Annotated in this window: 15 protein-coding genes and 1 pseudogene; 2 read left to right on the top strand and 14 right to left on the bottom strand. The window is 69.1% G+C overall.

The window, feature by feature from the left end; translation table 11 throughout:
* Positions 1–81 precede the first annotated feature (81 nt).
* From ACFV9T_RS35460 to ACFV9T_RS35420, 9 genes are read right to left on the bottom strand one after another with little or no spacing between them, the layout of a single operon-like run.
* Positions 82–843, bottom strand: coding sequence for an SDR family oxidoreductase (locus tag ACFV9T_RS35460; protein WP_385446630.1), 762 nt, complete (start codon positions 841–843; stop codon positions 82–84).
* Between the two features lie 43 nt (positions 844–886).
* A complete protein-coding gene (locus ACFV9T_RS35455) occupies positions 887–2371 on the bottom strand; it encodes an FAD-dependent monooxygenase (protein ID WP_385446629.1) in 1485 nt (494 codons plus the stop codon).
* Between the two features lie 2 nt (positions 2372–2373).
* Positions 2374–3321 (bottom strand): aromatase/cyclase, encoded by a 948-nt coding sequence (locus tag ACFV9T_RS35450; protein WP_385446628.1) that lies wholly within the window; start codon positions 3319–3321, stop codon positions 2374–2376.
* A 41-nt stretch (positions 3322–3362) separates the two neighbouring features.
* Positions 3363–4145 (bottom strand): 3-oxoacyl-ACP reductase FabG, encoded by a 783-nt coding sequence (fabG, locus tag ACFV9T_RS35445; protein WP_385446627.1) that lies wholly within the window; start codon positions 4143–4145, stop codon positions 3363–3365.
* A gap of 46 nt (positions 4146–4191) precedes the next feature.
* Positions 4192–4455 carry an acyl carrier protein gene (locus ACFV9T_RS35440; RefSeq protein ID WP_385446626.1) on the bottom strand — a complete coding sequence of 88 codons (264 nt, stop codon included), beginning with the start codon at positions 4453–4455 and terminating at the stop codon, positions 4192–4194.
* Positions 4452–5681 (bottom strand): ketosynthase chain-length factor, encoded by a 1230-nt coding sequence (locus ACFV9T_RS35435; RefSeq protein ID WP_385446625.1) that lies wholly within the window; start codon positions 5679–5681, stop codon positions 4452–4454. Before ACFV9T_RS35435 ends, ACFV9T_RS35440 begins: the two co-directional genes overlap by 4 nt.
* On the bottom strand, positions 5678–6949 hold the full coding sequence (locus ACFV9T_RS35430; RefSeq protein WP_385446624.1) for a beta-ketoacyl-[acyl-carrier-protein] synthase family protein: 1272 nt from the start codon (positions 6947–6949) through the stop codon (positions 5678–5680). Before ACFV9T_RS35430 ends, ACFV9T_RS35435 begins: the two co-directional genes overlap by 4 nt.
* Positions 6946–7275 (bottom strand): TcmI family type II polyketide cyclase, encoded by a 330-nt coding sequence (locus ACFV9T_RS35425; protein WP_385446623.1) that lies wholly within the window; start codon positions 7273–7275, stop codon positions 6946–6948. The genes ACFV9T_RS35430 and ACFV9T_RS35425 overlap by 4 nt, the downstream gene beginning before the upstream one ends.
* Before the next feature lie 26 nt (positions 7276–7301).
* Complete coding sequence (locus ACFV9T_RS35420) at positions 7302–8771, bottom strand: FAD-dependent monooxygenase (protein WP_385446622.1); 1470 nt, start codon at positions 8769–8771, stop codon at positions 7302–7304.
* An 869-nt stretch (positions 8772–9640) separates the two neighbouring features.
* Here ACFV9T_RS35420 and ACFV9T_RS35415 point away from each other — a divergent pair.
* The gene (locus tag ACFV9T_RS35415; protein WP_385446621.1) at positions 9641–10222 is read left to right on the top strand and encodes a hypothetical protein; all 582 of its coding nucleotides are present in this window, start codon (positions 9641–9643) and stop codon (positions 10220–10222) included.
* Positions 10223–10463: 241 nt separating this feature from the next.
* Here ACFV9T_RS35415 and ACFV9T_RS35410 read toward each other — a convergent pair whose 3' ends face one another.
* From ACFV9T_RS35410 to ACFV9T_RS35400, 3 genes are all read right to left on the bottom strand, one after another.
* A complete protein-coding gene (locus ACFV9T_RS35410; RefSeq protein ID WP_385446620.1) occupies positions 10464–11138 on the bottom strand; it encodes a response regulator transcription factor in 675 nt (224 codons plus the stop codon).
* 588 nt (positions 11139–11726) lie between these two features.
* Positions 11727–12329: an NADPH-dependent FMN reductase gene (locus ACFV9T_RS35405; protein ID WP_385446619.1), complete on the bottom strand. Its 603-nt coding sequence runs from the start codon at positions 12327–12329 to the stop codon at positions 11727–11729.
* Positions 12326–13900, bottom strand: coding sequence for an MFS transporter (locus ACFV9T_RS35400; RefSeq protein ID WP_385446618.1), 1575 nt, complete (start codon positions 13898–13900; stop codon positions 12326–12328). Before ACFV9T_RS35400 ends, ACFV9T_RS35405 begins: the two co-directional genes overlap by 4 nt.
* An 841-nt stretch (positions 13901–14741) precedes the next feature.
* On the opposite strand from ACFV9T_RS35400, the gene ACFV9T_RS35395 reads away from it, so the two are divergent.
* Positions 14742–15323: a TetR/AcrR family transcriptional regulator gene (locus tag ACFV9T_RS35395; RefSeq protein WP_385446617.1), complete on the top strand. Its 582-nt coding sequence runs from the start codon at positions 14742–14744 to the stop codon at positions 15321–15323.
* Between the two features lie 24 nt (positions 15324–15347).
* On the opposite strand, the pseudogene ACFV9T_RS35390 reads toward ACFV9T_RS35395, so the two are convergent.
* Together ACFV9T_RS35390 and ychF are read right to left on the bottom strand one after the other, a co-directional pair.
* Positions 15348–15509 (bottom strand): annotated as a pseudogene (locus ACFV9T_RS35390) (SAM-dependent methyltransferase); the annotation flags it as partial.
* Between the two features lie 237 nt (positions 15510–15746).
* The gene (gene ychF / locus ACFV9T_RS35385) at positions 15747–16835 is read right to left on the bottom strand and encodes a redox-regulated ATPase YchF (RefSeq protein WP_385446616.1); all 1089 of its coding nucleotides are present in this window, start codon (positions 16833–16835) and stop codon (positions 15747–15749) included.
* Between the last annotated feature and the right edge of the window lie 156 nt (positions 16836–16991).

Here is a 16991-nt window from a genome sequence, read left to right as displayed (position 1 = left end):
CACCTGGCCGGCCGCGACGCCGGAGAACCTCGCGGCCGGCTTCCTCGGTGAGGTGCCACGTAAGCTGGGCGCCGGTGCAGGTCAGCCGAGCAGCGAACCCCCACTCGCGTCGATGAAGGAGCCAGTGACCCACCGGGCGTCGTCAGAGGCGAGGAAGGCCACCACGTCACCAATGTCCGATGGCTCGCCCACCCGCCCGAAAGCGGAAAGCTGGGACATCTGCTCTACCGCCTCCGGGATGTCGAACACCGGGCTGCTGTTGTTGGTGATGCCTGGGGCGACGCTGTTGACAGTGATTCCACGTGGGCCCAGGAACTTGGCAAAGTGCAGAGCGATCTGTTCGATGGCCCCCTTGGACATCGCATAGACGGCTTCTTCAGGGTTGGCGACGCGAGTGAGCCCGGAGGAGATATTGATGATGCGTCCGCCATCGGGGATCAGCTGCAGTGCACGCTGCACAATGAAGAACGGCGCCTTGGCATTGACGGCGAAGAGCCGGTCGAACAGGTCGGGGGTGACCTCCTCCGGCGCCACGCCACCCATAATGGCCGCGTTGTTCACCAGGACGTTCAGCGTGTTCGTCCCTGTGCGCTCCTTCAGGCCGGACTCCAGGGCTTCGAAGAGCATGTCCACATCCCCGGGCACGCCCAGTTGTGCTCGTACGGGAAATGCCTGTCCCCCTTCGGCTTCGATGTCCGACACGGTCTGCCGGGCGGCTTGGTCATCAGACGTGTAGTGCACGGCGACGAGGGCGCCTTCCCGCGCCAGCCGCTGGGCGGTGGCCCGGCCGATACCGCGGCTCGATCCCGTGACGAGCGCGGTCTTGCCCATGAGCTTGCCCACGATGTCCTCCTGTGTTCGTTGGGGTGAGGTGGTCGGAGAGAAGTCAGTGCCGTTGAGGCGGCCCGAACCAGCGCCGCAGCGCCGCGTGGAGGTCCCGCTCCGTGCCGTCGGCCCACGCCACGTGCCCGTCGGGACGCAGCAGAACGGCTCCGAACGGCACGTCAGACCTTGTGGTGCCCCGTATGACACGCACCCGGCCGTCCATCCAGGGCGTGACGGTCCAGGCCGGGCGGGGCCCTCCGGCAAGGTCGAGCAGTACGCCGGACCCGGCCCGGGACGCGGCCAGGGTGTCGGTCGGCCCGGCCTCTGTGTCGAACCGCAGATGCGGTAACCGTGAGCCCACCAGGGGGTGTTGGTCCCCCTCGGCGTCGACCGGGTACCGGACGTCGACCCCGCTGATCATGGCCGCCAGATGCGCGCGGGCCCGCGGCAGTCGCAGGAGTTCGGTGAAGAGGCCGCGCAGGGGCTCCACCTCGGGGCCGCCGAGCAGTAGGTGGGCCTGGGTGGCGATGTTGCCCAGGGTGCGCCGGCCGACGGGGTGGCGTTCGGCGTGGTAGGTGTCCAGCAGGCTCTCGGGGGCGCGGTCGAGGACTACGGCGGCCAGTTTCCAGCCGAGGTTGAAGGCGTCCTGCAGGCCCAGGTTGAGAGCCTGTCCGCCGGCCGGCAGCTGCTGGTGGGCGGCGTCGCCGGCGAGCAGGACGCGGCCCCGCCGGTACTGTTCGGCCTGGCGACGGGTATCACCGAAGGCGTTCAGCCACAGCGGGGTGCCGCCGCCGATGTCGTCGCCCGCGACCCGCTGCCAGGCGTCGGTCACCTCGGCGAAGGAGGGCGGTCGGGCGCGCAGCTGGGCGGGTGCGCCGTAGACGTGCGTCATGACCCGGGTGACGCCGTCGGGCGCCCGGTGCGCGATGGCCAGCCCGCCGGGGTGCCGTTCGAAGCGCCGTTCGGGGATGTCGATGCCCGCCACGTCGGCGCGTAGCAGTTCCCTGGTGGCGTCCTGCCCCGAGAGGCGGAAGCCGACGAGTTCGCGGACCGTGCTGGACTCCCCGTCGCAGCCGATGGCGTAGGCGGCCCGGATCCGCAGCCGCTCTCCCCCGGGTGTCTCCGGTTCGGCCCGCGCCTCGACGCGCCGGCCCGGCTCCTCCAGCCCGGTCAGCCGGTAGCCCTTGACGAACCGCGCGCCGAGTCCGCGCGCCCACTCCTCCAGCAGTTCCTCGGTGCGGGCCTGCGGCACCTTCCACTGGCCGGCGTACGGACCCGGGGTTTCGAGGTCCAGCGTCAAGCCGCCGAAGTGCCCCGGGCCGCCGCGCGACGGAGTGCCGAGCCGGGTCAACAGGCCGCGCTGGTCGAGGAGTTCCATGGTGCGGGCGTGGAGGGTGGACGCCCGGGACTCGGTGAGCGGCCCCGTGCGCCGTTCCAGTACGACGACATCGGCGCCGCCGAGGCGCAGTTCCCCGGCGAGCAGCAGACCGACCGGGCCCGCCCCGACGACCAGGACCTGGGTGTCGAGCGTGCGTGCCGTCGACACGGTCAGCGCCGTGCCGCTTCGGCGTGGTCCTTGGCGTGGCGGAGCGTGGCCAGACTGTTGGCGCTCAGCGCTCCGCGGACGTACTCCAGCGCCTCGGCGGCGGTCGCCGCCGTTCCGAGAACCGCGGCGATGTTGTCAGTGGCGATCACGACGGTGTGCCAGGAGGTGGCCGTGACACCCTCCGCATCCTCCTCGAAGGTCCACAGTCCGGTGTGCAAGGACATCAGTGCGGGGAGGGTGGTCTGTTTGTAGGCGATGCGCTCATGGGGCACGCAGACCCGGTAGGAGCGGGTGCGGTGGGTGGAGCCGTCCTTGGCGCGGGTCTCCATCTCCAGGTCCTGGAGCCCGGAGGGCTGCCGCTCCAGCCGGACCGACGCCACGTGCGGGAGCCGCTGCGGCCAGCGGTCCGCCGCGTCGATGAAGTCGTACAGGTCGGCGGCGGAGCCGGTCACGCGGACGGAGTCCGAGAAGGTGAGGGTGTGACCCTCGGCGGCGTGCGCGGCCTCGAGATTAGCCTTGAGGGAGGCCAGTTCCGTACGGGAATTGCGGTCGACGGCCTCGTCGATCCAGCGCAGTGACTCCGGGTCGTCGTCGACGGCGCGGTAGTCGTGCAGCAGCCGGACCCGCGAGGTGCCCGGGTCGAGCGGCTCGATGATCCAGGCGCCGCCCATGGCCGCGACCGGGTCGGCGGTGCGCTCCTGCCGGAAGTCGATCCTGAGGGCCTCGGGGTCGAGTGTGCGGCGCGACGTCCAGTGCTTGGCCTCGCCGTTGGCGGTGGCCCAGATGCGGATACGTTCCTCGGTGTCGTCGCCCTCGGTCCGTTCGGCGTGAATGGTCGGGGGGAAGATCCGCGGCCAGTGCGCCACGTCCGCGAGCAGCCCGTAAACGGCGTCGGCAGGGGCCGAGACCGTGATGTCGTGTTCCACCTCGCACGTCCGGGGGGATGGCATGCTCCTGCTCCTTTGCTCCTGTGTGGGGTCCACACGCCGTGTCAGAAGTTGCCGAGTCCACCGCAGACGTTGAGGGCCTGGGAGGTGATGGAGTCGGCGGTATCGGAGGCCAGGTAGCCGACCAGGCCGGCGACTTCCTCGGGGGTCGAGTACCGGCCGAGCGGGATCTTCGCCTGGAACTTCTCCAGGATCGCGTCCTCGGTGGTGTCGTAGGCGGTCGCGTACCCCTGGCGCACCCGCTGCGCCATGGGCGTCTCGACGTAGCCGGGGCAGACCGCGTTGACGGTGATGCCGGTGGGCGCGAGTTCGTTGCCAAGGGCCTTGGTGAAGCCGACGACGCCGTGCTTGGAGGCGGAATAGGGGGCGCCGAGGACCACACCCTGCTTGCCCGCGGTGGAGGCGACGTTGATGATCCGGCCCCAGTTCTTCTCCCGCAGGCCGCCGGTGGTGAGGACCTCGCGGGTCATCGTGAAGACGCTGGTGAGGTTGGTGGCAATGACGTCGTCCCACAGCTCGTCGGCGATGTCCGCGGTGACCCCGCCGCCGCTGCGGCCGGCGTTGTTGACCAGGACGTCGACGCCGCCGTACCGGTCGACGGCGGCCTGCACGAACGTCCGGACGTCGGAGCGGGAGCGGACGTCGCAGGCGCGCCCGTCGGCCTGCAGCCCTTGGGTTTGCAGCTCCTTGACGATGGCAGCGACGCTCTCGTGGTTGCGCGACCCCAGGAACACGGCGTGTCCCTGGGTGCCGAGGAGCCGGGCCACGGCCAGTCCGATTCCGCTGGTGCCTCCGGTGACCAGGGCGACCCGCTGCTGTTGCGACATGGTGTCCTCTCTGTGCCTGTACGCGTCTTCTGTGCGGCAAGGGCAGTCAGGCCACGGTGGCGGCCAGATGGGCGTTGACCAGGTCCAGCAGCGCCCGGGGGGTGGACGCCTCGAAAAGGGCGCCGTCGTCGAGCGTGATGCCGTACTCCCGCTCGATCCGGCCGCCGGTCTCCAGCAGGGCCAGCGACTCCAGGCCGAGATCCTGGAAGCTGACGTCCAGGGCGCCGTCGGCGGGCGTGCCCTCCTCCAGCCCGGCGGCTTCCCGGAGGATGGCCCTGAGCTCGGCCGAGGTGAACTGACGTGAGGTCATCTCTCTCCTTCTGCGGTTTCGGGAGCGCGCACTACCAGCGCGGCGTTGAAGCCGCCGTGGCCGCGCGCCAGGACGAGCACGCTCCGCAGGTCGGCGGGGCGTGCCTCGAGTACGAGGTCGAGTTCCGACGTGGAGCCGGGCTCAACGTTGACGGTGGGTGGGACAACGCCATCCCGTACGGCGAGCAGCGCGGTGGCGACGTCCAGCGAGGCCGCGCCGGAGCAGAGCCGGCCGGTCATCGTTTTCGGCACGGTGACCGGCACCCTGCTCGGGCCGAAGACGTCGGTCAGGGCCTCGGCCTCGACCCGGTCGTCCGCGGGCAGCCCGGCCCCGTCGGCGAACACGGCGTCGATGTCGCCGGGGGCGAGGTCCGCGTCGGCGAGGGCCTTCTCGACCGCCGTACGCAGCGTGGGCGGGCGCCCGCTGCCGGGTGCGGGATCAAAGGTGGCGCCGTAGCCGGTAAGCTCGCCCAGTATCCGGGCGCCCCGGCGGCGAGCGGCGGCCTCGTCCTCCAGCACGAGCAGGGCCCCGCCCTCGCCGGGCACGTAGCCGTGCGCCCGGGCGTCGAAGGGCAGATAGGCCCGGTCGGGGTCGCGGGTCGTGCTGAGCCGACCTCCGGCCATCTGGGCGACCCAGCCCCAAGGGCAGAGTGAGGCGTCGACGCCGCCGCTGAGGATCAGCGGGGTGCCCTTGCGGATGTGTCGGCGTGCCTGGGCGAGGGCGTCCAGTCCGCCGGCCTGGTCGCTGACCACCACGCCGGAGGGGCCCTTCATACCGTTGCGGATCGAGATCTGGCCGGTGTTGACGGCGTAGAACCAGGCGAAGGACTGGTAGGCGCTGACGTACTGGCTGCCCTTGCTCCACAGGGCCTTGAGCTCGTTCTGTCCGAACTCGAAGCCTCCCGAGGCGCTGGCGGTGACCACGCCCATGTCGTAGGCGGGCAGGTCGGCCGGGCAGATCCCGGCGTCCGCGAGCGCCCAGTCGGCGACCGTGAGGGCGATGCGGGTCATGCGGTCGGTCTGCGGCAGCAGTCGGCCCGGCAGATGGTCCTCGGCGACGAAGCCGGGCACCTCGCCGGCCAGCCCGACAGGGTAGGAGTCGGCGTCGAAGCGGCTGACGGGTCCGATTCCGCTGCGCCCGGCGACGGTCGCGGCCCAGTAGTCCGCGGTGCCAAGGCCGTTGGGGGCGACCACGCCGATGCCGGTGACCACAGTACGGATGCTCACCGTTCACCTCCTTGCGGTCTGGTCAGCACCATGGCGCTCTGGAACCCGCCGAAGCCGCTGCCCACCGTGAGGACGGTGTTCGTCGGCCAGTCCCGCGCGGTGAGCGGGACGTAATCGAGATCGCACTCAGGGTCGGGGGTGTGCAGGTTTGCGGTCGGCGGGACCACGTCGTTCTCCAGGGCCAGGGCGCTCGCAGCGATCTCGACGGATCCGATGGCGCCCAAGGAGTGCCCCACCATGGACTTGATGGAGCTGACGGGCACCCGGTGGGCGTGCTCGCCAAGGCTCCGTTTGAAGGCGGCCGTCTCGTGCCGGTCGTTCTGCCGGGTCCCGGAGCCATGGGCGTTGACGTAGTCGACGTCGTCCGGGCGTACGGTCGCCTCGTCTAGCGCGGCCGTGATCGCCTCGGCCATCTCCGCGCCGTCGGACCGCAATCCGGTCATGTGGTATGCGTTGCTGCGCGAGGCATAGCCGGCGATCTCGGCGTAGACGTGGGCGCCGCGCGTGCGGGCTGCGCCCAGCTCCTCCAGGACGAACACGGCGCTGCCCTCGCCCAGGACGAAGCCGTTGCGACTGGCGTCGAAGGGGCGCGAGGCGTGGGCCGGGTCGTCGTTGCGGGGCGTGGTGGCCTTGATGGCGTCGAAGCAAGCGAGAGTGATGGGGGAGATCGGCGCGTCGGTTGCGCCGGCGATCATGACGTCGGCGCTGCCCTCCCGGATGAGCTGGCAGGCGTGCCCGACCGCGTCGATGCCGGAGGTGCAGCCGGTCGAAACCACCGCGACGGGCCCTTCGGCGCCCACGGACCAGGCCACTTCGGCCGCGAACGAGCTCGGCACGAACGCGTCGTAGAGGAACCGTCGCGCGTATGCGTGGTCGACCAGCTCCAGCCGGCCGCCGTCGCTGACTACCCGGTACTCCTCGTCGAGGGTCATGGTGGCACCGACCGCGCTGCCGATGGTGACGCCGGTGCGGTGGGGCGGTAGCAGTGCGGGCTCCAGCCCGCTGTCCTCGACGGCCTCCCGCGCGGCGACCACGGCGAACTGCGCCGCGCGGTCCATACGCCGGATCTGCTGCGGTCCCAGCCCGTGTTCCTCGGGGTCGAAGTCGACCTCGGCGGCCACTCGGGACCGGAACGGAGACGGGTCGAAGGTGCTGATGGCCCGGGTCGCCGTGCGCCCCGCGCTGATCAGCTCCCAGAACGCCTTGGTGCCGGTGCCGCCCGGGGCGATCACCCCGATGCCGGTGAGGGCCACCCGTCGGCCGCTCATGCCGGGGTCTGCCAGTGGTAGAAGCGGCGGGCCATGGCGTCGGCCGGGGAGCGCCAGGTCTTGGGGTCGTACGCCTGGATGAAGGGCCTCAGGTCTTCGCTGATCCGGCGGAAGCGGTCGTCGTCCTTGGCCGTCTCGATCCGCGTGCCGCCGTCATCACCGTCGAAGTCCTGAAGGTGGAAATACAGCCCTCGGTAGGAGAAGAGTTGTCGGCGTCTAGTGCCCATCCGGTGCGGCATCTCCGTGGCGTCGAATTCCTGGAACAGCCGGCCGACGTCGTCCATCGACGCGGGGCCCATCCTGGCGACGATCAACGTGCTGTGCATGGTGCCTGCCTTCCTGGGTGGGGAGTTCAGCGCGGGGGTCCAAACCACTGGCCGAGGACATCGGCGAGGCCGGTGCTGCTGCCCGGCGAGGTCCACGCCACGTAGCCGTCAGGGCGGACCAGGAGGGCCCGCGTCCCCTCCAGCGGGCTGCCGGGCCCGAGGCCGTGCGGGGCCGAGGTGACCACGTCGACGCGGTCGGCCCAGCCGCCCGCCGCCCCCCGCAGCAGCGGGTCGTCAGCCAGGTCGAGCAGGACCCCGCGGGCCGGGTGCAGCAGTTCGGTGCTGCTGGTCTTGCCAGACGCCGTGATCAGTTCCTGGTGCGGCATCCGCATACCGAGCAGGGGGTGGTCACCGGCGCCAAGGTCGTAGCGGATGTCGAGGCCCGAGACCATGCCGGCCAGGTGGCGGCTGACGTCGTCGTGGCGGATCAGCTCGGCCAGGACGTCGCGCAGCGGCTGCATCTCGTCGCCGCTGAGGAAGAGCATCCCCTGGGCCTGGGTGTTCATCAGCAGGCGTCGGCCGACGGGGTGCCGCTCGGCGTGGTAGGTGTCCAGCAGGGTCTCCGGGGCGCGGCCCGAGGCCACGGCGGCGAGCTTCCAACCGAGGTTGGCGGAGTCCTGGATGCTGACGTTCATGCCCTGGCCACCGGCCGGGAGGTGCACATGGGCAGCGTCACCGGCGAGCAGGACCCGGTCACGCCGGTACGTGGGCACCTGCCGGGCCGGATCGCCGAAGGCGCTGACCCAGACCGGCTCGCCGTGGGAGATGTCCTGTCCGGTGAGCCGCTGCCAGGCGGCGGCGACCTCCGCGTAGGGCGGCGGCTCGGTGCGGCGGCGGGCGGGTGCGCCGCGCTCGCAGACGATGATGCGGTCGATACCGTCGCCGAGGGGCGCGGACATGACCATACCGTTCGGGACGGTCTCCCCGATCGGGCGCGGGGTGATCTCGCATCCCCGGATGTCGGCCAGGAACATCTCGCGGGTCGCGGAAACGCCGGGGAAGTCGAAGCCAGCCTGCTTGCGCACGGTGCTGCGCCCTCCGTCGCAGCCGACGACCCAGCGCGCGAGAAGCCGGCACGACCCTTCGAGGCTCCGGGTCTCCAGCACGACGTGGTCGCCCTGGTCCTCGATGCTCTCCACCTCATGGCCGCGGCGCAGGTCGATGCCCAGGCCGAGGGCCCAGGCCTCCAGTACGGCCTCGGTCTTCGACTGCGGTACGGCCTTCACACCAGAGTGGGCTCCTTCGAGCGTCCCGAAGTCGACGGGTTGCCCGCCGAAGTGGCCCTGGGTGCTGGTCTCCACGGGACCGAAGCCGGCCAGGATCCCACGCTGGTCGAAGACCTCCATGGTACGGGCCGTAAAGCCCAGCCCCCGTGACTCGCCGGTAGGGGCGGGGAGCCGTTCGAGCACGATGACGTCGACGCCACCGAGCCGCAGCTCCCCGGCCAGCATGAGGCCCGCGGGGCCCGCGCCCACAACAATGACAGATGCGTCCATGAATTCTCCCGGTACAGATCCTCGGAATTCCGCCTGAAAAGCCCTCGGATGAGCGCCCGGGCGATAGATGTCGACGGAATATTGAGACTCGCGGCCGATACACAAGGACTGCTGGAGACGATTCCTCGACAGCAGTGGGGAAGTTACCCAACAGCTTCTTCGCCGGACCCCGTGAAGTCAAGAGCCAATTACTCGCGCCCAGGTCGGCCGACCGGAAGGGTCCGCCACTCATGGACACACGGCAGAGGAAGCTACTCCATACTCTCTTCGCCAATCACAGAAATCAACACAGTCAGTCGACTGGTTACGCAAAGAGGGTCAATTCTGGGCCCGAAGCCACAGGTGGGGGTGAGCGGACCGTCAGAGGAACGCAAAGTTGTGACCCCGCACACACAACGGCCCACTCGTCTCACCGAAACCTGACATCAGCTTGACGCGGTGCTGCACTGTTTGCGGCTCCGGCGAATTCCACGGAAGTCGCTCTCAGAAACGAGAAAGAAGCATTGCCCGGACGACGTCCGGCGATATTTCCTGGGATCCGTTCACCGAGCGAACGGGGAGAAATGTCAGAGATCAGAACCACCATGACCACCGCGACCGTCACGACTTCCACCAGGGAATGCCGGGGAGCTGCCTGCCGAGTCGCCCGGAAATCCGGAGCGCCGGACAGGCCGACGGCAGCCGCGACTTTGCTGTGCGCGTCATGCGGTAATTTCCTCGCGCAGGTTCTGCACGCGCTGCCACGACTCTACGAGGAGTGCGGGCAACTGCTGGCCGGGGCCGAGCGCCCGCGGGAGCGGACCGGCGGCGGGACGGGAACTCCGCGGGGCATCCCCCTCAACACCGCGGCCGTCGAGGTGCGCGCCGGCATGCTCGCGACGCTCGCGTCGTGGTCGGGGCTGATGGCCGAGGAGAGCGGGGAGCTCGGCCCGGAGCGCTCCGTAACGAAGCTTGCCCGCTGGCTCTTGGCGCGGCTGCCGCGGTTCGCCGCACATCCGGCGGTCGGCGACTTCTCGGCGGAACTGCACCGGCTCGCGGCGGCCGCCCGTGAGGTGGTCTGCCCTGACGGGTCGCAGCGGGTCGTGGTCGGCCGGTGCGTGGAGGCGAGGTGCGACGGCCAGCTCGTCGCCCGGTCGGCAGCCGGGCCGGGAGGCCTTGGCGAGATCCGCTGCGACAGCGACCCGGGCCATCGGTGGGCGGAGTACGAGTGGCCCCGGCTGCACCGGCGCGTGGCAGCACGCGACCGCGGGACGACCGGCGACAGGGCGGCCACCGTACGGCACTGGTTCACTCCGCAGGACGTGTCCCGGCTGTGGGGTGTCCCCATGGGGAGCGTGTACCGGCTGGCCAGTGAACACGAGTGGCGTCGCGAACGGCGCGCCGGACGATCGTACTACGACGAGGCGGACGTACGACGCACCTTGGCCGCGCGGATGCCAGTGAGTCGGTGACGGCGGCCAGAACGACATGACCGTTGACATGCCGGTCCACCTGGGCCTGTTGCGAAAGTCCCGTCGTCTGCCCGAAGGACGGGCCCCGCACCCGCGCCACCGGCCTCCCGGCCAGTGCCTGGCCAACCGCAGACACGTGTAAACGGCGGGCGGGCAGGGTCCCGACCGCCCCCTGCCCGCCGTACGACCGCGTCGCCGACTGACTACGTTGTCTGCGCGGTTGACCATGTTGCCCGGCCAGTCAACGGCCGAACCGGAATCCGACACCGCGCACGGTGATGATCCAGTCGCTGCTGCCGAGCTTGTTCCTGATCGAACTCACATGCGTGTCGATAGTCCGCGACAGGCTGGCACCCAACACCCCGCCGCTCGCCCTGGCGCCCCAGACCTGGCGCATCAGCTCTTCGCGCGTGAAGACCACCGACGACTGCGACGCCAGCAGGTGCAGCAGGTCGAATTCCTTGCGGGTAAGCTTTACAACTTCACCATCAAGAAATATCTGACGACCTTCCCCGTCGATTCGCAGCGAACCGTAGGAAATAGCCCGGTCACGACGGACGCGCCCTGCGGCACGACGCGTCACCGCATCCATGCGGGCCAGCAGTTCACGCATCCCGAAAGGCTTTACAATGCAGTCGTCACTGCCCGCTTGAAGCGAAAGAATGCGATCTATTTCAGCGCTATGGCCGGTAAACGATATGATAGGGACATCACTCTCCCGTCTTATGGTCCGACAGACCTCCAGACCATCGATGTCCGGTAGCTCCAAGTCCAGCAGTATGATGTCGAATTCGCCATAGGAACACAAGACACTCGCACCGCTGTCAGCCACTTCCATCTCGTACCCATGCCGCCGCAAAGCCAACCGGAGCTCTTCCCCCGATTGCCTGTCGGATTCGGCGAGTAAGACCTGCATAGATCGCCTTTCCTATCCAACATGCGTCAAGGATGGCGCGACCAAGCAAGTGATCCGCGCGACAGGTCGATTAACTCGCGCCGATCTCCTTACTCAAGAAATTTCACCCGCCACCACCCCTGTCCGGAAACAACGTAACAAGCGGAGTCACGGCCTTGTCAAGGACTTACTTGACGGCAGGGCAGCGACGCCCGCCGTACAGATCATGAAGAATGGCGCATATTTTGCTCCAGTGAAGCCATCGTGAGGGTGTACACGTAAGTGACGCCACCTCAGAGCAGAATGCCGAAAATCATATTGTTCCATGCTTCGCCACTTGTAGGACTGAGTGACACAGCATGTCCGAAGGGTCACATTGCGCCGAACGCCCGACAATGGCCGGTCCTCCGCCCGACGGGAACTTGCAGAAGCATGGCCTCGTTCATGAGAACGCCGAGCCCACAGCGCGGACACGCCGCGGGCTCGGCAGTGAGGGAACAGGCCGGCAATGGGGAAGGAGCGGAGCACCGGCGGGGAGGGGGCGGACGGCGCCGTGGGCAGGAACCCGGCGCCGCCGGTGAGACCGATGAAAGAGGCCGGGCGATGAACCTACACGCTCGTCGAAGCAGGCAGATAGGGCTTCTCGGCCCTTGCCCTCCGCAGCGCGCCCGCCCACCAGCCGAGCTGGTCGAGCAGGGCCTTGGCAGCGGAGGCAAGCCCCTCCGGCTCCACCGGCTCGCCGTCCGGGCCGAACTGCTCGTGCGCCGAGTGGAAGCTGACGGTGTCCCGCATGGTGACTGCGTGCAGTTCGGCGAAGACCTGCCGCAGGTGCTCGACAGCGCGCAGACCGCCGCTCCGGCCGCCGTACGACACGAACCCTACGGGCTTGGCCATCCACTGGGTACGGTGCCAGTCGATGAGGTTCTTGAGAGCGGCCGGATAGCTGTGGTTGTACTCGGGGGTCACCACGAGGAAGGCGTCGGCAGCCTCCATCCGCGGGGCCGAGGCCCCAGCCGCTTCCAGCAGGGGCAGCGACGCCGTCGGCGACGGGCCTTCGTCGCCGAAGCCTGCCTCGGCGACGTCGACGACGTCGACCTCGAACTCCGGCTGCTGCTCCAACTGGCCCAGCAGCCAGCGCGACACGGTCGGGGCGAACCGGCCCGACCGGTGACTGCCGACGATGACGACCAGACGCAGGGGGGTTTCTGTCATGACACTTCCTTGGTTCCGGGTACGGAGGGGGCAGCACTGTTGTCCTCGTCCGGTATGTCGCCCTCGGCCGTGGGCGCACCCCGCAGAGGTACCTCCTCCAGCAGAAAGGCGGCGGCGAGTGCGACGACTGCGAGCACGGCAATGAAGAGGAAGACCTGAGTCGTACCGTCCAGCACGGCGTCCCGGGCTGCGCTGGACAGCCCATCCAGTACGGCCGGGCCGAGGGCGGCGCCCCCTTCGGACGCCGCCGCCCCGCCGCCAGCCGGAACGGCGTCCCCGAGGGCCCGGGCGAAGAACGCCCCGCTGACGGCGACGCCGAGGGAGCCGCCCAGAGTGCGGGCGAGGGTGGCGGTGGCGGACGCGGCGCCCAGATCTTCGACCGGGGAGCTCTGCAGGGAGAGCAGCACCGTCGTCTGCGTCAGCAGGCCGATCCCGACACCGAGCGCGGCCATGCAGGCACCCTGGACGACCGCCCCGGCCCCGGCCCCCACCGTGCCGAGCAGGAGGGTGCCGAGCACCATGAACACCCCACCGGCCAGCACCAAGATCTTGTATCGGCCGGTGGCGGTGATGAACCGGCCCGCGACCAGCCCGACCGCCACCTGCGCGGCGAACATCGGCAGCAGGAGCAGCCCTGAGCCGGTCGCCGAGGTACCCCGGGCCGACTGGGCGAGGATCGGCAGGAAGGTCACCGCGCTGGTCATCACGGCGCCGAGGAGCACGCCGACCAGGGTGATCAGGGAGAAGTTCGCCGACTTGAAGAGGGTGAGCGGCAGCATGGGCGCCGCGGCCCGCCGCTCGACCACGAGCAGCGCCGCACACGCGGCCACGCCGACAGCCGCCAGCCCGAGCAGTACGGGCGAGGTCCAGGCGTACTCCTTGCCGCCCCACGTGGTGACCAGGACGACCGTGGAGATGGCCGCGGTGAGCAGCAGAGCGCCGGGGTAGTCAACCCGCGCTCCCCTCCGCGGCAACCAGGGCAGGCGCAGGCCGGCAATCAGCAGCAGGGCGACCGCGCCGACCGGCAGGTTGACGTAGAAGCACCAGCGCCAGCCGAGGTGGTCGGTGATGACGCCGCCGACCAAGGGGCCGCTGACCATGGCGAGGCCCATGACCGCCGACGTGAAGCCCTGGTAGCGGCCCTGCTCACGCGGCGGGATCAGCGTGCCGACCAGCGCGAGCGCACTGACCATCAGCCCGCCGCCGCCGATCCCCTGGAGCAGCCGGAAGAGGATGAGCTGGTTCATGTCCTGGGCCGCGCCGCACAGCATGGAACCGGCCACGAAGACCACGACGGTCACCACGAAGGCACCCTTGCGGCTGAACATGTCGCCGAGCTTGCCCCACACTGGCGTGGAGACGGCGATGGCCAGCATGTAGACGGTGACCACCCAGGACAGCCGGTCCGCGCCGCCCAGTTCGCCGACGACCTGCGGCATCGCCGTGCCGACGATCATGCCGTCCAGGGCGCCGAGCAGCATCGCCAGCAGGGCAGCTACCACGGCCGCGTACCGATTCCGGCGCTCGGCCTTCTCCTCGGCTAACCCCGCCGGGCTTGCTTCCTCGGCCACTGCCAACCTCCTTGAGACCGCAGATGCACGATGACCCCGAAGCAGAACTTGCTTACCGGCAGGTCAGTGATTTCGAGCTTAGGGGCGCCGGGCGATCGACGTCAAGAAGAGGTTGCCGATAGGTGAGCAACTGGCCACCGGCACGCCTGACCAGGTATTACGCCGTCCGTATAACACCTACGGCGTCCCGCGCGTCGTCGCCGAGTCTCGCCGTCAAGGACACACGGTCAACCGCTGGGCCCCCCCCCGCTTGCGCGGGAAGTGCCGAGCGGCTGATGCGCGAGCACAACATCGCTGGTCACGGCCGACGTACGGGGTGTCGCAGCCTGACCCGCGCATGATCTGTGACATCACCTGTGTCCCCACTATCGAGCGGTGTGCATGGTGAAGTCGCAGGTCGCGGGTCTGATGTGAATGACGAGCGGGGTACTCGCGCTGGTCGGCGGCCGATGACCTTGGTGTAGATCATTGGACGGGGCGGCAGACTCGTGTGGATCTCTGCAGTCCGGACCGGACGGCCAGGTTCTCGCGAGGGCTTGCGGTAGTCGTGCAGCCGGCCCGCATGCCCATGTTCACCGCGTCGAGCATGGGCAGCGGGACAAGGCCCGCGTGGGGCAGCGGTTTCGCCTGGCTTGGTGTGCACAGCACCGTAACCTCGTGGCCCGCGGCCTGGAGCGCCCATCCGAGAGGACCGTGGAGTACCAGCAGCCCGACCAGTTGGAGAGTGTGAGCAGGACACTCATCGCCTCCCACCATGGGCCGGCGACATGGCCCGGTGAGTAGACTAAGGGTACTTGCCTGCCGACAGGTAAGTATCTAGCGCGACCGACCAGGAGGTCCCGTGACCGAGAAGGACACCCGGCAGGGCCGGAGCAACACCCGCCGGCGCATCCAGGAGGTTGCCCTCAAGCTCTTCGCCGAGCGGGGCTACGAGAAGACGTCACTCCGGGAGATCGCGGAGGCCCTCCAGGTCACCAAGCCCGCGATTTACTACCACTACCAGTCGAAAGAGGAGATCCTCGAGAGCATCTTCCAGGGCGTGGGACGGCCGGTCGCCGAGGCGATTGAGTGGGCCCGGGGGCAGTCTCGCACTCTGGAGACCAAGCGGGAGCTGCTGCGCCGGTACGAGGCGGCCCTGAACGACACCGCCCCCTTGTTCCACTTCCTCCGGCAGAACGAGGCGACGCTGCGGGATCTTCAGGTCGGCAAGGAGTTCAACGACCAGATGACCGAGATCGGCGAGTTCCTCACCGATTCCGGCACCCCGCTGACCGAGCAGCTGCGGTGCATGGGCGCCCTGCTCACCCTGCACTTCGGCACGTTCGCCCTGCCGCACTTCGAGGGCGACACAGAGGAGAAGCGCTCGGCGCTGCTATCTATCGCGACGGAGATGATGGAGCGCGCCCAGACCCCGCAGGAGTGATCACGGCTCGCGGGCGGCCGCCGCTCAGAGGTTGGAGCGCCGCTCCCGGTCGCCCGCACTCTCGCCGTCCGGTTGCCACCGGGGCAGGAACACCAGCCCCGGGTCGAGCAGTTCGAAGTCGCCGGTGAGCCGCCGGACCTCCGCACCGGTGCGCGGCATGATCGGCGCCAGCCCGCCTGCGTGGACTCCACGGTGATCCGTGACCTCGGAGACCTTGGTAGGCGATCGTTCTCATCTGTCAGCTTCATCCAGCCGCGATCCAGCCAGCGTCTGGAGAACGGCGGATGACGACAGCCGGCGACGAAGCGTCAGATCGTTCAGCCACAATCCGGCCACGGACAGGCGAACGGGGTCGACCCGAATCCGGTCGACCCCATTTGACTGGAGATGTACTAATTCACCGGATCCACGGTAATGCGTGGCCTATACATTGAAGCGGAACTCCACCACGTCGCCGTCGCGCATCACGTAGTCCTTGCCCTCCATGCGCGCCTTGCCCGCCGAGCGGGCTTCGGCGACGGAGCCTGTCTCGACCAGGTCGTCGAAGGAGATGACCTCGGCCTTGATGAAGCCCTTCTGGAAGTCGGTGTGGATGACACCGGCCGCCTCGGGGGCCGTGGCGCCCTTGGGGATGGTCCAGGCGCGGGATTCCTTGGGGCCGGCCGTGAGGTAGGTCTGGAGGCCGAGGGTGTTGAAGCCGACGTGGGCCAGGGTGGCGAGGCCGGGTTCGGTCTGGCCTACGGACTGGAGGAGTTCGAGGGCTTCCTCGTCGTCGAGTTCGGCGAGGTCCGCTTCGAGCTTGGCGTTGAGGAAGATCGCCTCGGCGGGGGCGACGAGGGAGCGCTGCTCGGCCTTGAAGTCGTCGTCGGTCAGCTCGTCCTCGTCGACGTTGAAGACGTAGAGGAACGGCTTGGTGGTGAGCAGGTGCAGGTCGTGGAGGAGGGCGGCGCGCTCGCTGCCCTGGACGATGCCCGCGGAGAAGAGGGTGTCGCCCTCTTCGAGGATGGCCTTGGCCTCTTCGACGGCCTTGACCTGGGCCTGCTTGTCCTTCTGGATCCGGGACTCCTTGACCAGGCGGGGCAGCACCTTCTCGATGGTCTGGAGGTCGGCCAGGATCAGCTCGGTGTTGATCGTCTCGATGTCGCTCTTGGGCGAGATCTTGCCATCGACGTGGACGACGTTCTCGTCCTTGAAGGCGCGGATGACCTGGCAGATCGCGTCGGACTCGCGGATGTTCGCGAGGAACTTGTTGCCCAGGCCCTCGCCCTCCGAGGCGCCCTTGACGATCCCGGCGATGTCGACGAAGTCGACGGTGGCGGGGAGCTTGCGGGCCGAGCCGAACAGCTCGGCGAGCTTGTCGAGGCGGGGGTCGGGGACGCCCACGACGCCGACGTTGGGCTCGATGGTGGCGAACGGGTAGTTGGCCGCCAGCACGTCGTTCTTGGTCAGGGCGTTGAACAGGGTCGACTTGCCGACATTCGGCAGACCGACGATTCCGATCGTGAGCGACACGTTGGCGACTTCCCGTAGCTTCCCGTAGCGGGATCGAATGTGAGGACTGGTGGACCGGGCCCCGCGCGGGCCCGGGCAACACTAAACGCGGCGGCCACACCGACCCCCCCCCGCGGGGCCCGAACCCAGCCCGGGGGAGAAAAAGTAGCACCGACA

The sequence above is a fragment of the Streptomyces sp. NPDC059850 genome (genome assembly GCF_042731515.1).
Lineage (GTDB): Bacteria > Actinomycetota > Actinomycetes > Streptomycetales > Streptomycetaceae > Streptomyces.
The sequence above is the reverse complement of the archived record's forward strand: the minus strand, read 5'-3'. Positions and strand labels throughout refer to the sequence as shown.

Coding starts and splice junctions, on each gene's coding strand:
- ACFV9T_RS35415 (WP_385446621.1), top strand. CDS start 9,641: ATGCTCGCGACGCTCGCGTCGTGGTCGGGGCTGATGGCCGAGGAGAGC.
- ACFV9T_RS35425 (WP_385446623.1), bottom strand. CDS start 7,275: ATGCACAGCACGTTGATCGTCGCCAGGATGGGCCCCGCGTCGATGGAC.
- ACFV9T_RS35410 (WP_385446620.1), bottom strand. CDS start 11,138: ATGCAGGTCTTACTCGCCGAATCCGACAGGCAATCGGGGGAAGAGCTC.
- ACFV9T_RS35450 (WP_385446628.1), bottom strand. CDS start 3,321: ATGCCATCCCCCCGGACGTGCGAGGTGGAACACGACATCACGGTCTCG.
- fabG (WP_385446627.1), bottom strand. CDS start 4,145: ATGTCGCAACAGCAGCGGGTCGCCCTGGTCACCGGAGGCACCAGCGGA.
- ACFV9T_RS35430 (WP_385446624.1), bottom strand. CDS start 6,949: ATGAGCGGCCGACGGGTGGCCCTCACCGGCATCGGGGTGATCGCCCCG.
- ACFV9T_RS35420 (WP_385446622.1), bottom strand. CDS start 8,771: ATGGACGCATCTGTCATTGTTGTGGGCGCGGGCCCCGCGGGCCTCATG.
- ACFV9T_RS35405 (WP_385446619.1), bottom strand. CDS start 12,329: ATGACAGAAACCCCCCTGCGTCTGGTCGTCATCGTCGGCAGTCACCGG.
- ACFV9T_RS35440 (WP_385446626.1), bottom strand. CDS start 4,455: ATGACCTCACGTCAGTTCACCTCGGCCGAGCTCAGGGCCATCCTCCGG.